Raw genomic sequence first — 18,795 nt, 5'->3', positions numbered from 1 at the left:
GGAGGAACATCCCATGCACCACGCCCTGATCGTCGCCCGGATGGCCCCGGGGTCCGCCCCGGACATCGCCAAGATCTTCGAGGAGTCCGACCGGGGAGAGCTGCCGCACCTCGTGGGAGTCTCCCGGCGCAGCCTCTTCCAGTTCAACGATGTGTACCTGCATCTCATCGAGTCCGAGCGGGACCCCGGCCCGGCCATCGCCAAGGTGGCCGGTCACCCCGAGTTCCGGGACGTCAGCGAGCGGCTGCAGGCGTACGTCTCCGCGTACGACCCCGAGACGTGGCGTTCGCCGAAGGACGCGATGGCGCACTGCTTCTACCGCTGGGAGCGGGACGCCGGCGCCTGAACGGCCCGCTCGGCCACCGGGGGCGGGGGGCGGGGCCGGGGCGGGGGGGGCCCCCGGCGGCCGGGGGCCAGGTAACCCGGGGCGGGGCCCCCCCCCCCCGGGGGGTCCGGGGGGGGGGGGGGGGGGGGCTCCCCCCCCCCCCCCCCCCGGTCGTGCCTCTCACGCGTCAGGCAGCGGCCTCCTCACGTCCTCTCAGGAGCATCAGCACCAGGTACAGCGCCATCGAGGTGCCGAGGCCGACCGCCCAGCCGTAGTCGGCCAGCGGTTCCAGCGCCGGGACGGGCCGCCCGTCGATCAGCGGCTTGAAGCTCGCGCCGCCGACGGCGAGGACACCGCCGACGACGAAGGCGGCGACGGCCCGCCAGTTCCAGCCGCCCTCGTACCAGTAGCGGCCGCCCGTGCGGTACAGGTCGGTCAGGTCGAGCCGGGCGCGGCGCAGGATCCAGTAGTCGGCGATGAGGATGCCGGCGACCGTGCCGAGCAGACCGCCGACGAGGCCGAGCCAGGTGAAGATGTAGCCCTGCGGGTCGGAGTACAGCTTCCACGGGAAGATCAGCACACCGAGGACACAGGTGGCGAGCGCGCCGGTCCGGAAACTGATCCTGCGGGGCGCGATGTTGGAGAAGTCGAAGGCCGGGGAGACCAGGTTGGCCGCGATGTTCACCGACAGGGTCGCCACCAGCACGGTGACCAGCGCGAACAGCAGGCCGACGACGTTGTCCGTCCTGGCGGCGAGCTGGACCGGGTCCCAGATCGTCTCGCCGTACACGGCCTGCGAACCGGAGGTGACCATCACCGACAGCAGCGCGAAGAGGGTCATGGTGGTCGGCAGGCCGAGCGCCTGGCCCCAGGTCTGCGCCTTCTGGCTCCTGCCGTAGCGGGTGAAGTCCGGGATGTTCAGGGACAGGGTCGACCAGAAGCCGATCATGCCCATCAGGGACGGCCAGAACAGCTTCCAGAAGTCGCCGCCCCAGCCGAGCTTGGAGGGCTGGTCGAGCAGCGGGCCGAAGCCGCCGGCCTTGTTGCTCATCCAGATCAGCATCACCAACGCGCCGACGAGCACGAAGGGCGCCGCCCAGTTCTCGAAGCGGCGGATCGTCTCCATGCCCCGGTAGATGATCGCCACCTGGATCACCCAGAAGATCGCGAACGACAGCCACATCGTCCAGGCGTACCCGCCGATCTTCCCGGCGTCGGTCCAGCCGTTGCCGATCAGCTTGCCGGCGAGGAAGTAGATCGCCTCGCCGCCGATCCAGGTCTGGATGCCGAACCAGCCGCACGCCACCAACGCCCGTACGACGGCGGGGAGGTTGGCGCCGCGGACGCCGAAGGAGGCGCGCGCGAAGACCGGGAAGGGGATGCCGTACTTCGGTCCCGCGTGCCCGGTGAGCAGCATCGGGATCAGTACGATCACATTGGCCAGCGCGATCGTGAGGACCGCCTGTTTCCAGTCCATGCCGACGGCGATCAGACCGGAAGCCAGCGTCCACGAGGCCGTGTTGTGGGCCATGCCGACCCACAGCGCGGAGAAGTTGTACGTGGTCCAGGTGCGCTTCTCCACGGGGACCGGCAGCAGGTCCTCGTTGGCGTAGGGGCCGCTGGGCTGCGGCGAACCAGGGGCGATCTCCACCCGGCCGTCGGCGAGGGTGACTTGGGAGGTCGGCGGTATGGCCGTGGGAGCGGTGTCGGTCATGGGCAGGCCAATCAAACGAGGGGCGGATCCGGAAAGGCCGTGCGGGTCTCCGGTCCCCTCCCCCGGGAGAGCGAGGGAGGGGAGAACTGGAGTGGGGGGATGGGGAGTTGAGCGGAGTTTGCCCGGGTCGGCCGCGGACGGGCCGGCCCTGGAGGAGGTCAGCCGTTGACGGCCGGGATCACCTGCTCGCCGTACGCGTCGATGACCTTCTCCTGCGCGTCGTGCATGTCGTAGACGGCGAACTGGTCGACGCCCAGCTCGCGCAGGGCGTTGAGTTTCTCGATGTGCTTCTCCGCCGGCCCGATGACGCAGAACCGGTCGACGATCTCGTCGGGCACGAACTGGGTGTCGGGGTTGCCGCTGCGTCCGTGGTGCGCGTAGTCGTAGCCTTCGCGGGCCTTGATGTAGTCGGTGAGTTCGTCGGGCACGGCCGCCGAGTGCTCGCCGTACTTGGAGACGAGGTCGGCGACGTGGTTGCCGACCATTCCGCCGAACCAGCGGCACTGCTCGCGGGCGTGGGCGAGTGCCTCGGGCGAGTCGTCCTCGGTGACGTAGGCCGGGGCGGCCACGCAGATCCTGACCTCGGACGGGTCCCGGCCGGCGGCGACGGCGGCGTCCTTCACGGCCTTGACCATGTACTCGGTGAGGTAGAGGTCGGCGAGCTGGAGGATGAACCCGTCGGCCTCCTCGCCGGTCATCTTCAGCGCCTTGGGGCCGTACGCGGCCATCCAGACGGGCAGTTCGGCGCCGGGCCTGATCCAGGGGAACCTGACGACCGCCCCTCCGCCGAGGTCGGCCTCCTCGCCCCTGCCGAGGGCCCGGATCACCTTCATGGCCTCGCTGATGCGGGCCAGGGTGTTGGGCTTGCGGCCGGCGACGCGCATGGCGGAGTCGCCGCGGCCGATGCCGCAGATGGTGCGGTTGCCGAACATGTCGTTGAGGGTGGCGAACGTGGAGGCGGTGACCTCCCAGGTGCGGGTGCCCGGGTTGGTGACCATGGGGCCGACCTTCAGTTTCGTGGTGTTCGCCAGGATCTGGCTGTAGATCACGAACGGCTCCTGCCACAGCACGGCGGAGTCGAAGGTCCAGCCATGGGTGAAGCCGTTGCGCTCGGCCCGCTTCATCAGGCTGACGACACGGGAGGCCGGCGGGTCGGTCTGCAGGACGAGTCCGAAGTCCATGGGGTCCATCGCGCCCTTCCTAGGTGAGGTACTGACAGGTGGAGCGCGGGGTGTAGACGCCGTGACCGGCGTGTCCGGTGTACTCCCGCTCGGTGATGACGAGTTCGCCCCGTGAGAGGACCGTCTCGACGCGGCCGGTGATCCGCTTGCCCTCGTACGCCGAGTAGTCGACGTTCATGTGATGGGTCTCGGCGGAGACGATCTGCTCGGCGTGCGGGTCGTAGATGACGACGTCCGCGTCGGCGCCCGGGGCGATGGTGCCCTTCTTCGGGTACATGCCGAACATCCGGGCCGGGGTGGCGCAGGCGATCTCGATCCAGCGGCGGCGCGAGATGTGCCCGTCGACGACGGCCTGGTGGAGCAGGTCCATGCGGTTCTCGACACCCGGGAGGCCGTTGGGGATCTTGGAGAAGTCGCCGCGGCCGAGTTCCTTCTGGCCCACGAAGCAGAAGGGGCAGTGGTCGGTGGAGACGACCTGGAGGTCGTTCGTCCTGAGTCCCTGCCACAGCTTGGCCTGGTGTTCCTTGGGCCGCAGCGGCGTCGAGCACACGTACTTGGAGCCCTCGAAGTCGGGCTCGGCCAGGTTGTCGGTCGACAGGAACAGGTACTGAGGGCAGGTCTCGCCGAAGACGTTGAGGCCCTCGTCGCGTGCCTTGGCCAGCTCGGCGACCGCCTCCATCGCCGAGACGTGCACGACGTAGAGGGGGGCGCCCGCGACCTGCGCGAGCCGGATGGCGCGGTGGGTGGCCTCGGCCTCCAGCAGCGCCTTGCGGACCTCGCCGTGGTAGCGGGGGTCGGTCTCGCCGCGGGCCAGCGCCTGCTCGACCAGGACGTCGATCGCGATGCCGTTCTCGGCGTGCATCATGATCAGCCCACCGTTCTCGGCGGAGCGCTGCATGGCGCGCAGGATCTGACCGTCATCGGAGTAGAAAACTCCTGGATACGCCATAAATTGCTTGAATGACGTTACGCCCTCTTCGACCAGAAGGTCCATTTCCTTCAGCGTCTCCTGGTTCACATCGGAGACGATCATGTGGAAGGCGTAGTCGATCGCGCAGTTGCCCTCGGCCTTGGCGTGCCAGGTGTCCAGGCCCTCGCGCAGGGTGTGGCCGACGCTCTGCACGGCGAAGTCGACGATCGTGGTCGTCCCGCCCCAGGCGGCGGCCCGGGTCCCGGTCTCGAAGGTGTCGGAGGCGAAGGTGCCGCCGAACGGCAGCTCCATGTGGGTGTGGGCGTCGACCCCGCCCGGGATCACGTACTTCCCGGTCGCGTCGATGGTCCGCTCGGCCGTGAAGGCCTCGGCGGCCGGGGTGCCGGAGGCGGCGAGGGCGGCGATACGGCCGTCCTCGATCAGGACGTCGGCGTGGATCTCGTCGGACGCGGTGATGACGAGGCCACCCCGGATGACGGTACGGCTGCTCATTCTCCCTCTCCTGCCGTGATCAACACTGGTGTGGTGCAGGTCGGTCGGTGCCGCCGGCCCGGCCCCGTGTGCCGGACCGGCGGACGCCCTGGTCGGCTACGGAGCGGTCAGCGGGGGGTACGCGTCGGGACGGCGGTCCCGGTAGAACTGCCAGCGGTCGCGGACCTCGCGCAGCTTGGCCATGTCGAGGTCGCGGACGACGAGTTCGGTCTCCTTGTCGCTGGCCACCTCGCCGACGAACTGGGCCTCCGGATCCACGAAGTACGAGGTCCCGTAGAAGTCGTTGTCGCCCAGTTCCTCGACGCCGACGCGGTTGATCGCACCGACGAAGTACTCGTTCGCCACGGCCGCCGCGGGCTGCTCCAGCTGCCACAGGTAGGCGGACAGCCCGCGCGAGGTGGCCGACGGGTTGAAGACGATCTCGGCGCCCTCCAGCCCCAGGGCGCGCCAGCCCTCGGGGAAGTGGCGGTCGTAGCAGATGTAGACGCCGATCCTGCCGACGGCGGTGTCGAAGACCGGCCAGCCGACGTTGCCGGGGCGGAAGTAGAACTTCTCCCAGAAACCCTTGACCTGCGGGATGTGGTGCTTGCGGTACTTGCCGAGGTACGAGCCGTCCGCGTCGATCACGGCCGCGGTGTTGTAGAGGACGCCGGGCTGCTCCTCCTCGTACATCGGCAGCACGAGGACGATGCCGTGCTCGCGGGCGAGGGCCTGGAAGCGCTGGACGATCGGGCCGTCCGGGATCCGCTCGGCGTACTCGTAGAACGCCGGGTCCTGCACCTGGCAGAAGTACGGCCCGTAGAACAGCTCCTGGAAGCACAGGACTTGAGCACCCTGGGCGGCCGCGTCGCGCACCGCCTGCTCGTGCACCTGGATCATCGACTCCTTGTCGCCGGTCCACGCGGTCTGGAAGACGGCGGCACGGATCACTCTGCTCATCGGGACCTCCGGTCGCTCGGTGTGCGGCGAGCCTAGAAAGTCCGAAAGCGGGCTTTGAGTTGCACGGTGTCACGTCTGCGGGCGTGCGGCGTGTCACCGTGTCACGCGTCGCTCGACCCATGTTTCACCGCCGTTTTCCCAGGTCGTTCCGTGTTTCCCGGCTGTTTCCGGGGTGCCGTGTCAGCCCTGTTGGGCGTCGTGCGCGAGGAGCGCGATGTGCACCGAGGCCGCCTGCTCGAAGTCGTCGAGATCGACACCGAGCCGCGCCTGGATCGCCTCCAGCCGGCGGTACAGCGCCGGCCGGGAGACATGGTGGAGCTGAGCGGTGCGGGACTTGTTGCGGCCGGTGGCGAGGTAGGTGCGCAGCACGGCGAGCAGGTCGTCGCCGGCCGCGCACAGCAGCCCGTCCAGCTCCCGCTCCGCGAAGGCCTGCACATGCGGGTCGTCCCGCAGCAGCCGTATGAGGCCGCGCAGGTGGACGTCCCTGAGGCGGACGACGGCCGGGAGGTCGAGGGCGGCGGAGGAGTCGGCGACGGCGTCCGCGACGTGCTGTGCCTCGCGCAGTCCGGCGGGCACGTCGTCCCAGGCGATCCGGGGACCGGCCGCGGCGACGACCGTACGCGTCCGTCCCGACTCGGTGCGCAGCCGGGCCGCGAAGTGCGCGGCGAGCGCCTCGGCGTCCTGGTCGCGGGCGAGGCTGAGCAGGACGGCGGTGGCCCCGTCGGCGAGCTCGGCGACCAGGCCGGGCAGGCCCAGCAGACGGAGCATCCGGTCGAGCTGGGCGGTGTCGGCGTCACGGACGACGAGCGGGACGAAGGTGCGCCGGTTGACGGGCAGTCCGGCCGCCCGGGCCCGGGGCAGCAGCTGGCGGGCCGGCACGACGCCGGAGACCAGGTCGGTGAGCAGGCCCTGCGCGGACTGCTCCTCCCAGCTGTGGGCGGAGCCGCCGCCGAGCATGCGGTGCAGGACGAGGGCCTCGGCGGCCCGGTCGGCGAGCAGCCGCCCGCCGGCGGTGTCGCCCCGGTAGCCGCACAGCATGATCTGCCCCCAGCGTTCGCCGCGTCCGCCCAGCTCGGCGCGGATCCAGCCGTCGCCCTCGCTGCCGCCGGCCTGGCGGGCGATGCGCTCCCAGTCGCGCAGCACGTCGTCGACGGCGGGCCGCTCCCCCGCGGTGGCCAGGACCCGGTGGGCGAGGTTGGTGACGACGACGGGACAGCCGGTGTGGTGGGCGACCTCGTCCAGCAGCCGCTGCAACGGGGCGCCGGCGGTGATGAGCCCGGTGAGCGCGGTCCGTACGGCCTCCGAGAGGCTGACGGCGGCGAACTTGCGCCGCACGAGCCGGGACTGGACCTCCTCGGTCAGCTCGGCGAAGGGGAAGGGCCGGTGCAGGACGACCATCGGCAGCCCGCACCGCTCGGCCGCGCGCCGCATCACGTCCGGCGCGGCGGGGAAGGCCCGGCCGAGGCCCAGGACGACGGCGGCTGCCTCGGCGCGGTACAGGGACTGGATGTACTCGGCCTGTCTGCCCTCGTCGCCGGCGAGCAGCACCCCGGTGGTGAGGACCATCTCGCCGCCGCTGAGCATCACCCCGACATCGGCGGCCTCCGCGACGTGCACCCAGCGCACGGGCCGGTCGAGCTGGGCCGCGCCGGCCACCACCTCGGGCTCCCCGGCCAGCACGCGCTCCAACGCGAGGACCTGACGGACCGACAGGGCGGGTTCCAGGGGCTCCACGGGCCCCCGGTACTCCGAGGTGGTGGTCATGGCGTAGTTCCCTTGCTCAAGATGCTGCTACTGCGTGCTCCGCAGCGCGCTTTCGAGGATCGCGGCGCCCTCCTCGGCCTCCGCGACGGTCAGGGACAGCGGCGGCGCGATGCGCAGGGCACTGGTGCTGTGGCCGCCGCCCTTGCCGATCAGCAGGCCGTCCGCGCGGGCGGCCTCCAGGACGGCGGCGGCCCGCTCCGGGTCGGCCTGGTCGGTGCCCGGCCTGGTCAGCTCGACGCCGATCATCAGCCCGCGCCCGCGCACCTCCCGCACACCCGGATCCTGGGCGGCGACGGACCGCAGCCGCTCGATGAGCAGGCCGCCGACCCGGCGGGCGTTGCCCTGGAGGTCGTGCTCCAGCAGGTAGGTGAGGTTGGCGAGGCCGGCCGCCATGGTGATCTGGGTGCCGCCGAAGGTCGAGATGCTGTTGGAGTCCAGACAGTTCATGATCTCGGAGCGGGCGATGACCCCGCCGATGGACATGCCGTTGCCGATGCCCTTGGCGAAGGTGACGATGTCGGGCGGACCGCTCCTGTCGTGCGCCTGCCAGCCCCAGAAGTGCTCACCGGTGCGGCCCCAGCCGGTCTGCACCTCGTCGGCGATCCACAGGATCCCGTATGCGTGCAGCACCTCACGGAATGCCGCGTACAGTCCGTCCGGCGGCGACGTGAAGCCGCCGACGCCCTGGATGGGCTCGGCGATCAGGGCCGCGGGCGGCCGGGTGTGGCCGAGGAGGTCCTTGAGGTCCTCGACGCAGGCCGCGATGAACTCGGCGTCGCTGAGCGAGGCGTACGGGCCGCGGGTCCGCACGCCTCCGTGGACGTAGAGCGTCTGCAGCGGGGACAGCGACGTCGGGGACCAGCCGCGGTTGCCGGTGATGCCGACCGCGCTGAAGGAGCGGCCGTGGTAGCTGTTGCGCATCGCCAGGATCGTGTTGCTGCGCCGGTACGCCGTCGCCAGCAGAAGAGCCGTGTCGTTGGCCTCGGTGCCGGAGGTGGTGAAGAAGACGCGGGCGTCGGGGATGCCGCTCACCTGGGCGACGCGCTCGGCGAGCTCGACCATCGGCCGGTTGAGGTAGAGCGTGGACGAGTGCAGGAGCCGCCCGGCCTGATCGCTCACCGCCTTCGTCACCTCGGGCAGCGCGTGCGCGGTCATCGTGGTGAGGATGCCGCCGAAGAAGTCGAGGTACTTGTTGCCCTCGGCGTCCCAGACGTGGCGGCCCTCGCCGTGGGTGATCTCCAGCGGGTTCTCGTAGTAGAGGGCGAGCCAGTCCGGCAGGACCCTGCGGTGGCGGGCGTAGAGATCGCTCATGGCTGCACCAGCCCTTCGTAGGCGTCGGGACGACGGTCGCGGTAGAAGGCCCAGGTCTGCCGCACCCGCTCGACGAGATCGAAGTCGAGATCACGGACGACGAGCTCCTCGTCCTTGTCGCCGGCGACCTCTCCGACGAACTGCCCGCGCGGGTCGACGAAGTACGACGTCCCGTAGAAGTCGTTGTCCCCGTACTCCTCCACGCCGACACGGTTGATCGCGGCGACGAAGTACTCGTTGGCCACGGCCGCGGCGGGCTGCTCCAGCTGCCACAGGTGCGCGGACAGCCCGCGATGGGTGGCGGACGGGTTGTAGACCAGCTGAGCGCCGTTCAGACCGAGCTGGCGCCAGCCCTCCGGGAAGTGGCGGTCGTAGCAGATGTAGACGCCGACCTTGCCGACGGCGGTGTCGAAGACCGGCCAGCCGAGGTTGCCCGGCCTGAAGTAGTACTTCTCCCAGAAGCCCTTGACCTGCGGGATGTGGTGCTTGCGGTACTTGCCGAGGTAGGAGCCGTCCGCGTCGATCACGGCCGCGGTGTTGTAGTAGAAGCCGGACTGCTCGATCTCGAAGACGGGGACGACGATCACCATGCCCGTCTCGCGCGCGAGCTCCCGCATCCGGCGCACGGTCGGCCCGTCGGGAACCGGCTCGGCCCAGCGGTAGTGCTCCGGCTCCTGGACCTGACAGAAGTAGGGAGCGTTGAAGACCTCCTGGAACCCGATGATCCTCGCGCCCTGCCGGGCCGCCTCACGGGCGTGCTCCTCGTGTTTCGCCACCATGGACTCGGTGTCGCCGGTCCAGGTGGCCTGGACCAGGGCGGCACGTACGACGTTGGCCATGAGCTGCTCCTTCGACGGGGAACGTCAGAGCCTCTACGCCCGTAGAAGCAGGCTGTAGAGGCACGAACGTAAGCCTCCGGGACGGGCTTGCCAAGACCATCGTCGTCAACCCGCGAAGTCCATCGCGTTTCACACCCCGGTGGGTGAGTCGTACGGCGCTCGGCGTACCGCGAGGCGCGCGGGTCAGGTGGGGAACCCGGCGACGCGGAGGGCGTGTGCGAGGTCGCGGTGGCGGTCCTTCGAGACAGCCCGGGCGGCCTCCAGCAGCAGCGGGACCAGTGCCCGCGGGTCGGGGGCGGCGCTGCGGGCCACCTCCTCGGGGGTCCGGCCCCGGACGTAGGCGTCGACCAGCGCCCGTGCCGCACGGCGGCGGCCCTGGGTCACCAGCCCGCGGACGGCCTCCCCGATCTCCTCGGCCGGGCGGACGACGCCCTGCCGCAGGATCTGCTCCCCGTCGGCCGCGCGCCCCGCCTCGACCAGGGCGTCCGCGACGGCGACGAGCCGGTCGGCGGGCAGTGAGGCGGCCTCCCAGAGCAGGGTCGTCCAGTCGGCGGTGAGTCCCGCGCGCTGCAGTTCGGCGGCGAGCAGCGGGACACGGTCGGCGGGCCCGTACGCCAGCTCCACGAGCAGCGCGTGCGCCTCGCCGCTGCGCCCCTCACCGCGCAGCCGTACCAGCCGCTCCACCGCCTCGGCGGTCTCCCGTCGCGGCGCCGTGTCCGACGGCCCGGGCCGCGGCTCCGGCCGCGCCTCCACCGCCTCCCCGACCCCGGCGAACCGGGCCCCGCGCGGACTGCGGCGCGAGGCTGCCGCGGGCGCGGGCAGTGCCGCCTCGGCGGCGGGCGGTACGACGACGGGCGCGGCCTCCTCCTCGACCATCCCGGCGAAGCGGGCGCCGCCCCGACGGCGTCTGCGCTGCTTGGGGGCGGGGGCGCTCTCGGCCGGGGCGGGGCCCGGCCCCGGGCTCGGAGTCGGGCCGGGGGTGGGGGCGGGGCGGGCGGCGACGGGTTCCGGAGCGTACTGGTGGTCGGTCGCGTAGGCGCTGTCGACGGACTCGACGAAGGCCCGGACGTCGTCGTACGAGGAGGCCGTCCCGGCGGCCTGGGCGTCGCCGTGCGCAGCGCCTGTCCCGGCGGCCCCGACGTCCTCGTACGAGGAAGCCGTCCCCGAGGCAGCCGTCCCAGGGCCCCTCGTGTCGCCGTACACGGAGGCCGTGGCGCTCACGGCGCTGCCGCCGGCCCGGTGTGCCGGTTGTGCCCCCCGCACCGGCCCGCCCCCCGCACGGCGGTCGCACTCCGCTATCCGGTAACGGAGTTCGGCGCAGCGGGCGGTGGCCCGTTCGTGGTCGTCGCGGGCCCAGGCGAGGTCGAGGCGGAGGGCCTCGGCCTCCTCGTGGGTGTGCGCGGCGTCGAGCAGTCGGCCCAGTTCGGCCTGCCGCTCGAGGGCGTGGTGCTGTTCGCGGAGCATGACGTCGAGCCGGTCGCCGAGGGCGTCGCGGCCGCCCGGACGGTCGTCGTGGGCGGTGAGGGCGGCGAGGTGGAGGGACCGGGCGCGTTCCGCCTCCTGGGCGGCGACGGGTGTGCCGTGCTCCGCGGCGAGGTCCTGGAGCAACGCCTCCACCACGTCCCAGGGCGGCACCTCGCGCCCGTCGAGGCAGGCCCGCATGCCGTCCGGGTCGCGTTGCCAGAAGATCGCGCACCAGCCGGAGCCCTGATGCAGGCGCGCCAGCAGGCCGTCCAGGTAGTTCGCGAACTCCCGCACCTGGCCCGGGAGTCGGTCCAGAGTCATCGCCCAGCTCCCGCCCGATCCGGAACACTCCGGTCCGTAGACAACACCAGCCGTGTTACAGCTGGGCTACGGGCAGTTTTCAAAGGGGACGCGACGGCCTCAGCGCGCGATCCGGGCCGCTGAGCGGCGGACGGGTTCTCCTCCGCGTCGGGCCCCTATACGACGACGAGCGCGCACTGCCCCGCCAGCTCGTCCATCGACAGCCCGAGGGCGCCGGCGAGGGCGGCGACCGTGAAGAAGGCCGGGGTCGGGGCACGCCCGGTCTCGATCTTGCGGAGGGTCTCGGCGGAGATGCCCGCGCGCGCCGCGACCTCGGTCATGCTCCGGCCGCCACGGGCCTCGCGCAGCAGCTTGCCGAGCCGCTCGCCGCGCTCGCGTTCTTCGGGGGTCAACGGGGTCCGCACCATGACACCATTCTAATACCGGTATAGTAATTGGCATGGTGGAACTGAAGACGGACACATCGATCGATGCCATGTACGAGGCGGGCCAGGTGGTCGCGCGCGCCCTGACGGCCGTGCGGGACGCCGCCGACGTGGGCGTCTCCCTGCTGGAGCTGGACGAGCTGGCGCACGGCGTGCTGCGCGAGGCGGGCGCGACCTCACCCTTCCTCGGCTACCGCCCGTCCTTCGCCCCGACGGCGTTCCCGGCCGTGATCTGCGCGTCGGTGAACGACGCGATCGTGCACGGCATCCCCACCCGCTACCGCCTGCGCGACGGCGACCTGGTCTCGATCGACTTCGGCGCCCAGCTGAACGGCTGGGCCGGCGACTCCGCGATCAGCTTCACCGTGGGCACCCCGCGCCCCGCCGACCTCCACCTGATCGAGACCGCCGAACGCGCCCTCGCGGCCGGCATCGAGGCGGCGGTCGTGGGCAACCGCATCGGCGACATCGCCCACGCGATCGGCACGGTCTGCCGCGCCGCCGGATACGGCATCCCGGACGGCTTCGGGGGCCACGGAATCGGCCGCCACATGCACGAGGACCCCGGGGTCCCCAACGAGGGCCGCCCCGGCCGAGGCCTCCCCCTGCGCCACGGCATGGTCCTGGCGATCGAGCCCATGCTGATCGCCGGCGGTGGTGACGGGTACCACGCGGCCCCGGACGGCTGGACTCTGAAGACGAACGACGGTTCGCGAGCGGCCCACGCGGAACACACCGTGGCGATCACGGAGGCAGGCCCACGGATCCTGACCGAGCGACAGTAGAGCACCCCGCCTGAAGGGGCGCGGGGCTGCTGACCGGGCAACGGCAGGGCAGCCCACCTGAAGGGGCGCGGGGAACTGCGCGACCAGCCCCGTACCGCCCGCAGCCGCCGCACGACCCGGATCCCCACGACATGCCGCTCACCAACGACCGTGACAAGGTAAGAACGGTGCCCTCACCCACCTCACCGGTGTAAGCGCCGCAGGCAGGGGCACCCGTCGTCACCGGCAGTGCAGTCGATGGAACGGAACGCCATGACCAGCGGCTTCACCAGCCCGGAGGGCTACAACGACCCCTTCGGTGAATTCCTGGCCCGCTTCTTCGGCGGGCCCCGCCCCGGCCCCCGCCAGATCAACATCGGCCAGCTCCTCAGTCAGCCGGCCAGGGAACTGGTGCGCGGCGCGGCCCAGTACGCCGCCGAGCACGGCAGCCGTGACCTGGACACCGAGCACCTGCTGCGCGCGGCGCTCGCGGCGGAGCCGACCCGCAGTCTGCTCAGCCGCGCCGGCGCGGACCCCGACTCCCTCGCGACGGAGATCGACGAGCGCTCGGGCCCGGTCCAGCATCCGCCGGGCGAGGCGCCGCCGCCCACGTCGCTCTCCCTCACCCCGGCGGCCAAGCGCGCCCTGCTGGACGCGCACGACCTGGCGCGGTCGCGGGGCGCCGGCTACATCGGCCCGGAACATGTGCTGAGCGCCCTCGCGGCGAACCCGGACTCCGCGGCCGGGCACATTCTGAACGCGGCCCGGTTCGCGCCCACGGGCGGCCCGCCCGAGCCCTCGGACGCCACGCTCACCCAGGCCCGCCCGGAGCGGCCCTGGCCCGCCACCACGCCCACGCTGGACAAGTACGGGCGCGATCTCACCGACCTGGCCCGCCAGGGCCGTATCGATCCGGTGATCGGTCGCGACGACGAGATCGAGCAGACCATCGAGGTGCTCTCCCGGCGCGGCAAGAACAACCCGGTGCTGATCGGTGACGCGGGCGTCGGCAAGACCGCCATCGTGGAGGGGCTCGCGCAGCGCATCGCGGACGGCGACGTGCCGGACGTCCTCTCCGGGCGGCGGGTCGTCGCCCTGGACCTGACGGGCGTGGTCGCCGGCACCCGCTACCGGGGCGACTTCGAGGAGCGCCTGAACAACATCGTCGACGAGATCCGCACGCACTCCGACCGGCTGATCGTCTTCATCGACGAGCTGCACACCGTGGTCGGCGCGGGCGGAGGCGGCGAGGGCGGCTCGATGGACGCGGGCAACATCCTCAAGCCGCCACTGGCCCGTGGCGAGCTGCACATCGTGGGCGCGACGACGCTGGAGGAGTTCCGGCGGATCGAGAAGGACGCGGCGCTGGCCCGCCGGTTCCAGCCCATCCTGGTGCCGGAGCCGTCGGTGCCGGACACGATCGAGATCCTGCGCGGGCTGCGGGACCGCTACGAGGCCCATCACCAGGTCCGCTACACGGACGAGGCGCTGGTGGCGGCCGTGGGGCTGTCCGACCGCTATCTCACCGACCGCCGCCTGCCCGACAAGGCCATCGACCTGATCGACCAGGCCGGCGCCCGGGTGCGTCTCGGCGCCCGGACGAAGGGCACGGACGTGCGGGCGATGGAGCGCGAGGTCGAGCAGCTCGCCCGCGACAAGGACCAGGCTGTCGCCGACGAGCAGTACGAGCAGGCCACGCAGCTGCGGGACCGCATCGTCGAGCTGAAGCAGCGGATCGCGGCCACGTCGGGGGACGACGAGGCCGACGAGGGGCAGCATCTGGAGGTCACCGCGGAGGCCATCGCGGAGGTGGTGTCGCGGCAGACCGGCATCCCCGTGGCAAGCCTCACCCAGGAGGAGAAGGACCGGCTGCTCGGTCTGGAGGAGCATCTGCACGAGCGGGTCGTCGGGCAGGACGAGGCCGTGCGCGTGGTCGCCGACGCCGTTCTGCGCTCGCGCGCCGGACTCGCCAGCCCGGACCGCCCGATCGGCAGCTTCCTGTTCCTCGGCCCGACCGGTGTCGGCAAGACGGAACTCGCGCGCGCCCTCGCGGAGGCCCTGTTCGGCAGCGAGGAGCGGATGGTCCGCCTGGACATGAGCGAGTACCAGGAGCGGCACACCGTCAGCCGTCTGGTCGGCGCCCCGCCCGGCTACGTCGGCCACGAGGAGGCGGGCCAGCTCACCGAGGTGGTGCGCCGGCACCCGTACTCGCTGCTGCTGCTCGACGAGGTGGAGAAGGCGCATCCGGACGTCTTCAACATCCTGCTCCAGGTCCTCGACGACGGGCGGCTGACCGACTCCCAGGGCCGCACGGTCGACTTCACCAACACGGTCATCGTGATGACCAGCAACCTGGGTTCGGAGGCGATCACCCGGCGCGGCGCCGGCATCGGCTTCGGCGCGGGCGGGGCCGATGCCGACGAGGAGGCGCGGCGGGAGCAGATCCTGCGGCCGCTGCGCGAGCACTTCCGGCCGGAGTTCCTCAACCGCATCGACGAGATCGTCGTCTTCCGTCAGCTCACCGGCGAGCAACTGCGGGAGATCACCGATCTGTTGCTGGAGCGGACCCGCCGTATGGTGCACTCGCAGGGCATCGCGGTCGAGTTCACCGGCGCGGCCGTCGACTGGCTCGCCGAACGCGGCTACCAGCCCGAGTACGGCGCCCGTCCGCTGCGCCGCACCATCCAGCGGGAGGTCGACAACCAGCTGTCGCGGCTCCTGCTCGACGGCCGGCTCAAGGAGGGCGACCGGGTGACGGTGGACGTGGACGGCGGGCGGCTCGCGTTCCGTACGAGTACCGGCGAACCGCCCGCCCCCGAGCTCTGATCCCCTCCCCGCGCGCTACGGCGCCGGGTGCACCACCTGCGCCGAGCCGCCGCCGCGCCGTACGGTCTCGGCGGCGGCGAGCCACTTGCCGTTCGGCAGCCGCTGGACGCCGGTGGCCGCGCCGATCTCGGGATTCGGCTTGAACGAGTGCCCGATGGCCTCCAGCCGCTTCGCCACGTCGCTGCCGTAGAGGCCGGGTTCGAGTTCGGTCTGGGCGGCGTTGCGCTGGCTGGCGCGGGGTGCGGCGATCGCGTCGACGAGCGGCAGACGGCGGTCGAGGAACTCGGTGAGGGTCTGCAGCACGGTGGTGATGATGGTCGCGCCACCCGGCGATCCGAGCGCCACGACGGGCTTGTCGTGCTGGTCGAGCACGATGGTCGGTGAGATCGACGAGCGGGGGCGCTTGCCCGGACCGGGCAGGTTCGGGTCGTGCACGGCAGGGTTGGCCGGTGCGAAGGAGAAGTCCGTCAGCTCGTTGTTGAGGATGAAGCCGCGGCCGGGGACGGTGATGCCGCTGCCGCCGGTCTGCTCGATGGTGAGCGTGTAGGAGACGACGTTCCCCCACTTGTCGGCCACCGTCAGATGCGTGGTGTTCTCGCCCTCGTACGTCGTCGGCGCGGCCGTGCCGCCGGTGGCGCAGGCCGCCGGGTGGCGCGGGTCACCGGGCGCCACCGGGCTGGTGAGCACGGCGTCGTCCTTGATGAGGCAGGCCCGCGAGTCGGCGTACCGCTGCGACAGCAGGTCCTTCGTCGGTACGTCCTCGAAGGCGGGGTCGCCGACCCAGCGCCCGCGGTCGGCGAACGCGATACGGCTGGCCTCGATGAAGCGGTGCAGGTACTGGGTCTCGCTCGCCTTGGAAAGGTCCGTCTTCTCCAGGATGTTGAGCGCCTCGCCGACGGTGGTGCCGCCGGAGGAGGAGGGCGCGATGGAGTAGACGCCGAGGCCGCGGTACGAGGTCCTGGTGGGTGCCTGGAGCTTGGCGCGGTAGGCGGCGAGGTCCTGGGCCGACAGCTTGCCGGGACGGGCGTTCCAGCCCGACCCCGGGTCCACGGGCGGGTGGTTGACGGTGTCGACGATGTCCTCGGCGATGTCGCCCTTGTAGAGCGCTCGGACGCCCTTCTTCCCCAACTCCGCGTAGGTGCGGGCGAGGTCGGGGTTCTTGAAGGTCGAGCCGACGGCCGGGAGCTGTCCGCCGGGCAGGAACAGCTCGGCGGTGTCCGGGAAGTAGCGGAAGCGGGTCTCGTTGGCGGCGGTCTGGCTGCGGAAGGTGGCGTCGACGGTGAAGCCGTCGCGGGCGAGGCGCTCGGCGGGCTCGAGGACCGAGTCGAGCTTCCTGCTGCCCCACTTGTCGAGCGCGGTCGCCCAGGTGGCGGGCGTGCCCGGGGTGCCGACGCCGAGGCCGCTGCTGACGGCGTCGGCGAAGGCGAGGGGCTTGCCGTTCTCGAGGAACAGGCCGGAGTCGGCGGTCAGCGGCGCGGTCTCACGGCCGTCGATGGTCTGCACCTTGCGGGACTTGGCGTCGTAGTAGACGAAGTAGCCGCCTCCGCCGATGCCGGAGGAGTAGGGCTCGGTGACGCCGAGGGCGGCGGCGGTGGCGACGGCCGCGTCGACCGCGTTGCCGCCCTTGCGCAGGACCTCGATGCCGACCGCGGAGGCGTCCGCGTCGACGCTGGCGACGGCACCGCCGTAGCCGACGGCGACCGGGACCTTCTCAACGGCTGTTCGCTGGGCGGCGGGTGGCGCGGCGGCCCCCACCGAGACCACGGCGGCCGAGACCGCCAGGACCGACAGTTTCCGCGCGACAGGGCGACGCATCCGTACCTCCAGTCCGGGACCGTCAGCGCAGCGTAACGAGATCGCGGGGGCCCCGACAGCCCCCTTCCGGGCACTGTCATACGACTGGCACACTTCGAACACGGGTACGCCCCAGTCGTGTTCGACCGCTAACATGCGCGCCCATGAACGACGACGTGCGCAACATCGCCCTGGGCGTGATCGCGGCCGGCATCAGTGCCGCGCTCGGCTGGGTGGCCCGCACCTATCTGTGGAAGCGGAAACTCCGGCGCAAGCAGGCGTTCTTCGGGCTGCCGGACAACTCGGAGTCGCTGCTCGTCGTCAACCGCGACCCGGCGACCTCCGAACCGGCCGTCCACCGTTTCGACGTCTTCGCCCTCCTGGAGCTCTCCGCGCTGATCAAGGACTGCGGCGCCAACGTCCAGATGGTCACGCAGGACGCGGTCCACCAGGGGTTCGGCGAGCGCACCGAGTTCTGTGTGGGCGGGCCGGGCTCCAACCGGCGTATGACGGCGCACATGTCGGCGATGCTGCCCGGTGTGCGCGTCAACATCGATCCCGAGCCGGGGCCGGACCGGGGCGCGTTCCAGATCGGCAGCGAGCGCTACCGCATGGATCCGGGCGTCACGGAGTACGTGATACTGGCCCGGCTCACCGCCGGCCAGCGCCGTGAGACGCGGCCGGTGTTCCTGTTCTGCGGGCAGCGCGCCATCACCAACCAGGCCGCGACCCGCTACCTCGCCCGCCACCACGAGCGGCTGCACCGCAAGCACGGCAACAGCTCCTTCGTGCTGCTGCTGAAGGTGGTCAACTCGCAGGCGTACGGCCCGGACGTGGTCGAGCTGGTCGCCGATGTGACACGGGCGGCCCAGGCTCCGCTGCCGGCGCAGGCGACCGCTCCACGGACCTCCCACCGCGCGTCCTGACCCGGGGCCACAACCCGTCCGGCGCGCGGCTGACCTCCTCCTCGCCGGCGAACGACCCGTCGTACGTGTCGACTCCGCTGCGCGAGCAGTGATCTGCGGCCGCGGCCGGGCGGGTGGGGCTCGGTGAACTGCCGCCTCTGCGGCCCGGACGAACGGCACATCGTAGTCGATGTCGCCGGTGCTTGAGGATCTTGGAGGGAAAGTCCCTGGCCCGGCCGCTGTGCGGGGCGGTGAGGAACCCGCCGGGGCCGCGGCGGCGGTGATGCGGCCGCCGGCCCGGGAGGTGAGCCACCTGACGGGGGGCCGACGACGCGCGGCTCTCAGGTCTCCGCGACCTCGCCGTACAGCTGGGACAGTTCGGGAACCCCGTTCGCGGCCCATTCGTGGCCGGCCGTCACCACGTCGAACTCCCGTCCCGACGCCAGCCGTACGACGGGGCGGCCGCCCGGCCAGACCTGCCAGACGGCGCCGGCGACGGTGCGCACGATGACCGTGCCGAGGTAGAGCCCGGCGTCGTTGCCGAGGAAGGGCAGGATCTCCTCGTCGTCACGCCATCTCGGCAGGAGTTGGTCGAGGGCCTCCAGGGCGGCCACGGTGTCGTCGAGTCGGACGCCCTCCTGGGCCGCCAGGGAGCGCAGGAGCTCACATTCGGAGAGGAGTTCGGCGACCCCCTCGGGGTCCGCGGCGAGTGTCGCTTCAGCGTCCTTCTTGCGCTTGCTGCCCAGGAAAGGGATGTTCATACGCCCAGCGTGACATTCGCACCGGCGTGCGCACCACAG

General features: G+C 71.7%; 15 protein-coding genes. 4 read left to right on the top strand and 11 right to left on the bottom strand.

The window, feature by feature from the left end:
- Positions 1 to 13 precede the first annotated feature (13 nt).
- A complete protein-coding gene (locus tag ACPT94_RS03315; protein ID WP_360349323.1) occupies positions 14 to 346 on the top strand; it encodes a TcmI family type II polyketide cyclase in 333 nt (110 codons plus the stop codon).
- 166 nt (positions 347 to 512) lie between these two features.
- On the opposite strand, the gene ACPT94_RS03310 is transcribed toward ACPT94_RS03315, so the two are convergent.
- From ACPT94_RS03310 to ACPT94_RS03270, 9 genes are all read right to left on the bottom strand, one after another.
- Positions 513 to 2,039, bottom strand: coding sequence for an NCS1 family nucleobase:cation symporter-1 (locus tag ACPT94_RS03310; protein ID WP_425245047.1), 1,527 nt, complete (start codon positions 2,037 to 2,039; stop codon positions 513 to 515).
- Positions 2,040 to 2,197: 158 nt separating this feature from the next.
- Positions 2,198 to 3,220, bottom strand: coding sequence for a TIGR03842 family LLM class F420-dependent oxidoreductase (locus ACPT94_RS03305; protein ID WP_360331121.1), 1,023 nt, complete (start codon positions 3,218 to 3,220; stop codon positions 2,198 to 2,200).
- A gap of 19 nt (positions 3,221 to 3,239) precedes the next feature.
- Positions 3,240 to 4,643, bottom strand: a complete 1,404-nt coding sequence (gene hydA / locus ACPT94_RS03300; protein WP_360330258.1) for a dihydropyrimidinase — start codon at positions 4,641 to 4,643, stop codon at positions 3,240 to 3,242.
- Between the two features lie 96 nt (positions 4,644 to 4,739).
- Positions 4,740 to 5,582 (bottom strand): nitrilase-related carbon-nitrogen hydrolase, encoded by an 843-nt coding sequence (locus ACPT94_RS03295; protein WP_360330261.1) that lies wholly within the window; start codon positions 5,580 to 5,582, stop codon positions 4,740 to 4,742.
- Between the two features lie 180 nt (positions 5,583 to 5,762).
- Positions 5,763 to 7,346: a PucR family transcriptional regulator gene (locus ACPT94_RS03290; RefSeq protein WP_360330264.1), complete on the bottom strand. Its 1,584-nt coding sequence runs from the start codon at positions 7,344 to 7,346 to the stop codon at positions 5,763 to 5,765.
- Between the two features lie 27 nt (positions 7,347 to 7,373).
- Positions 7,374 to 8,657, bottom strand: a complete 1,284-nt coding sequence (locus ACPT94_RS03285; protein ID WP_360330267.1) for an aspartate aminotransferase family protein — start codon at positions 8,655 to 8,657, stop codon at positions 7,374 to 7,376.
- Positions 8,654 to 9,496 (bottom strand): nitrilase-related carbon-nitrogen hydrolase, encoded by an 843-nt coding sequence (locus tag ACPT94_RS03280; RefSeq protein WP_360330270.1) that lies wholly within the window; start codon positions 9,494 to 9,496, stop codon positions 8,654 to 8,656. The genes ACPT94_RS03285 and ACPT94_RS03280 overlap by 4 nt, the downstream gene beginning before the upstream one ends.
- Positions 9,497 to 9,679: 183 nt before the next feature.
- Positions 9,680 to 11,281 carry a hypothetical protein gene (locus ACPT94_RS03275; RefSeq protein WP_425245046.1) on the bottom strand — a complete coding sequence of 534 codons (1,602 nt, stop codon included), beginning with the start codon at positions 11,279 to 11,281 and terminating at the stop codon, positions 9,680 to 9,682.
- A 155-nt stretch (positions 11,282 to 11,436) separates the two neighbouring features.
- The gene (locus tag ACPT94_RS03270) at positions 11,437 to 11,688 is read right to left on the bottom strand and encodes a helix-turn-helix domain-containing protein (protein ID WP_360330276.1); all 252 of its coding nucleotides are present in this window, start codon (positions 11,686 to 11,688) and stop codon (positions 11,437 to 11,439) included.
- 32 nt (positions 11,689 to 11,720) lie between these two features.
- Here ACPT94_RS03270 and map point away from each other — a divergent pair, with 32 nt between their 5' ends.
- Together map and ACPT94_RS03260 are read left to right on the top strand one after the other, a co-directional pair.
- A complete protein-coding gene (map, locus tag ACPT94_RS03265) occupies positions 11,721 to 12,491 on the top strand; it encodes a type I methionyl aminopeptidase (RefSeq protein ID WP_360330279.1) in 771 nt (256 codons plus the stop codon).
- A 252-nt stretch (positions 12,492 to 12,743) separates the two neighbouring features.
- Complete coding sequence (locus tag ACPT94_RS03260) at positions 12,744 to 15,296, top strand: ATP-dependent Clp protease ATP-binding subunit (RefSeq protein ID WP_360330281.1); 2,553 nt, start codon at positions 12,744 to 12,746, stop codon at positions 15,294 to 15,296.
- Positions 15,297 to 15,311: 15 nt separating this feature from the next.
- Here ACPT94_RS03260 and ggt read toward each other — a convergent pair whose 3' ends face one another.
- On the bottom strand, positions 15,312 to 17,111 hold the full coding sequence (gene ggt, locus ACPT94_RS03255; RefSeq protein WP_425245045.1) for a gamma-glutamyltransferase: 1,800 nt from the start codon (positions 17,109 to 17,111) through the stop codon (positions 15,312 to 15,314).
- 143 nt (positions 17,112 to 17,254) lie between these two features.
- On the opposite strand from ggt, the gene ACPT94_RS03250 reads away from it, so the two are divergent.
- Positions 17,255 to 18,016 (top strand): hypothetical protein, encoded by a 762-nt coding sequence (locus tag ACPT94_RS03250; protein ID WP_425245044.1) that lies wholly within the window; start codon positions 17,255 to 17,257, stop codon positions 18,014 to 18,016.
- Between the two features lie 320 nt (positions 18,017 to 18,336).
- Here the strand turns inward: ACPT94_RS03250 and ACPT94_RS03245 are convergent, their stop codons facing one another.
- Positions 18,337 to 18,756: a DUF6278 family protein gene (locus ACPT94_RS03245; protein WP_425245043.1), complete on the bottom strand. Its 420-nt coding sequence runs from the start codon at positions 18,754 to 18,756 to the stop codon at positions 18,337 to 18,339.
- Positions 18,757 to 18,795 lie beyond the last annotated feature (39 nt).

Source organism: Streptomyces aurantiaciflavus, assembly GCF_049808595.1.
In the GTDB taxonomy this organism is placed as follows: Bacteria; Actinomycetota; Actinomycetes; order Streptomycetales; family Streptomycetaceae; genus Streptomyces.
This window is presented reverse-complemented; position numbering and strand designations above follow the sequence as displayed.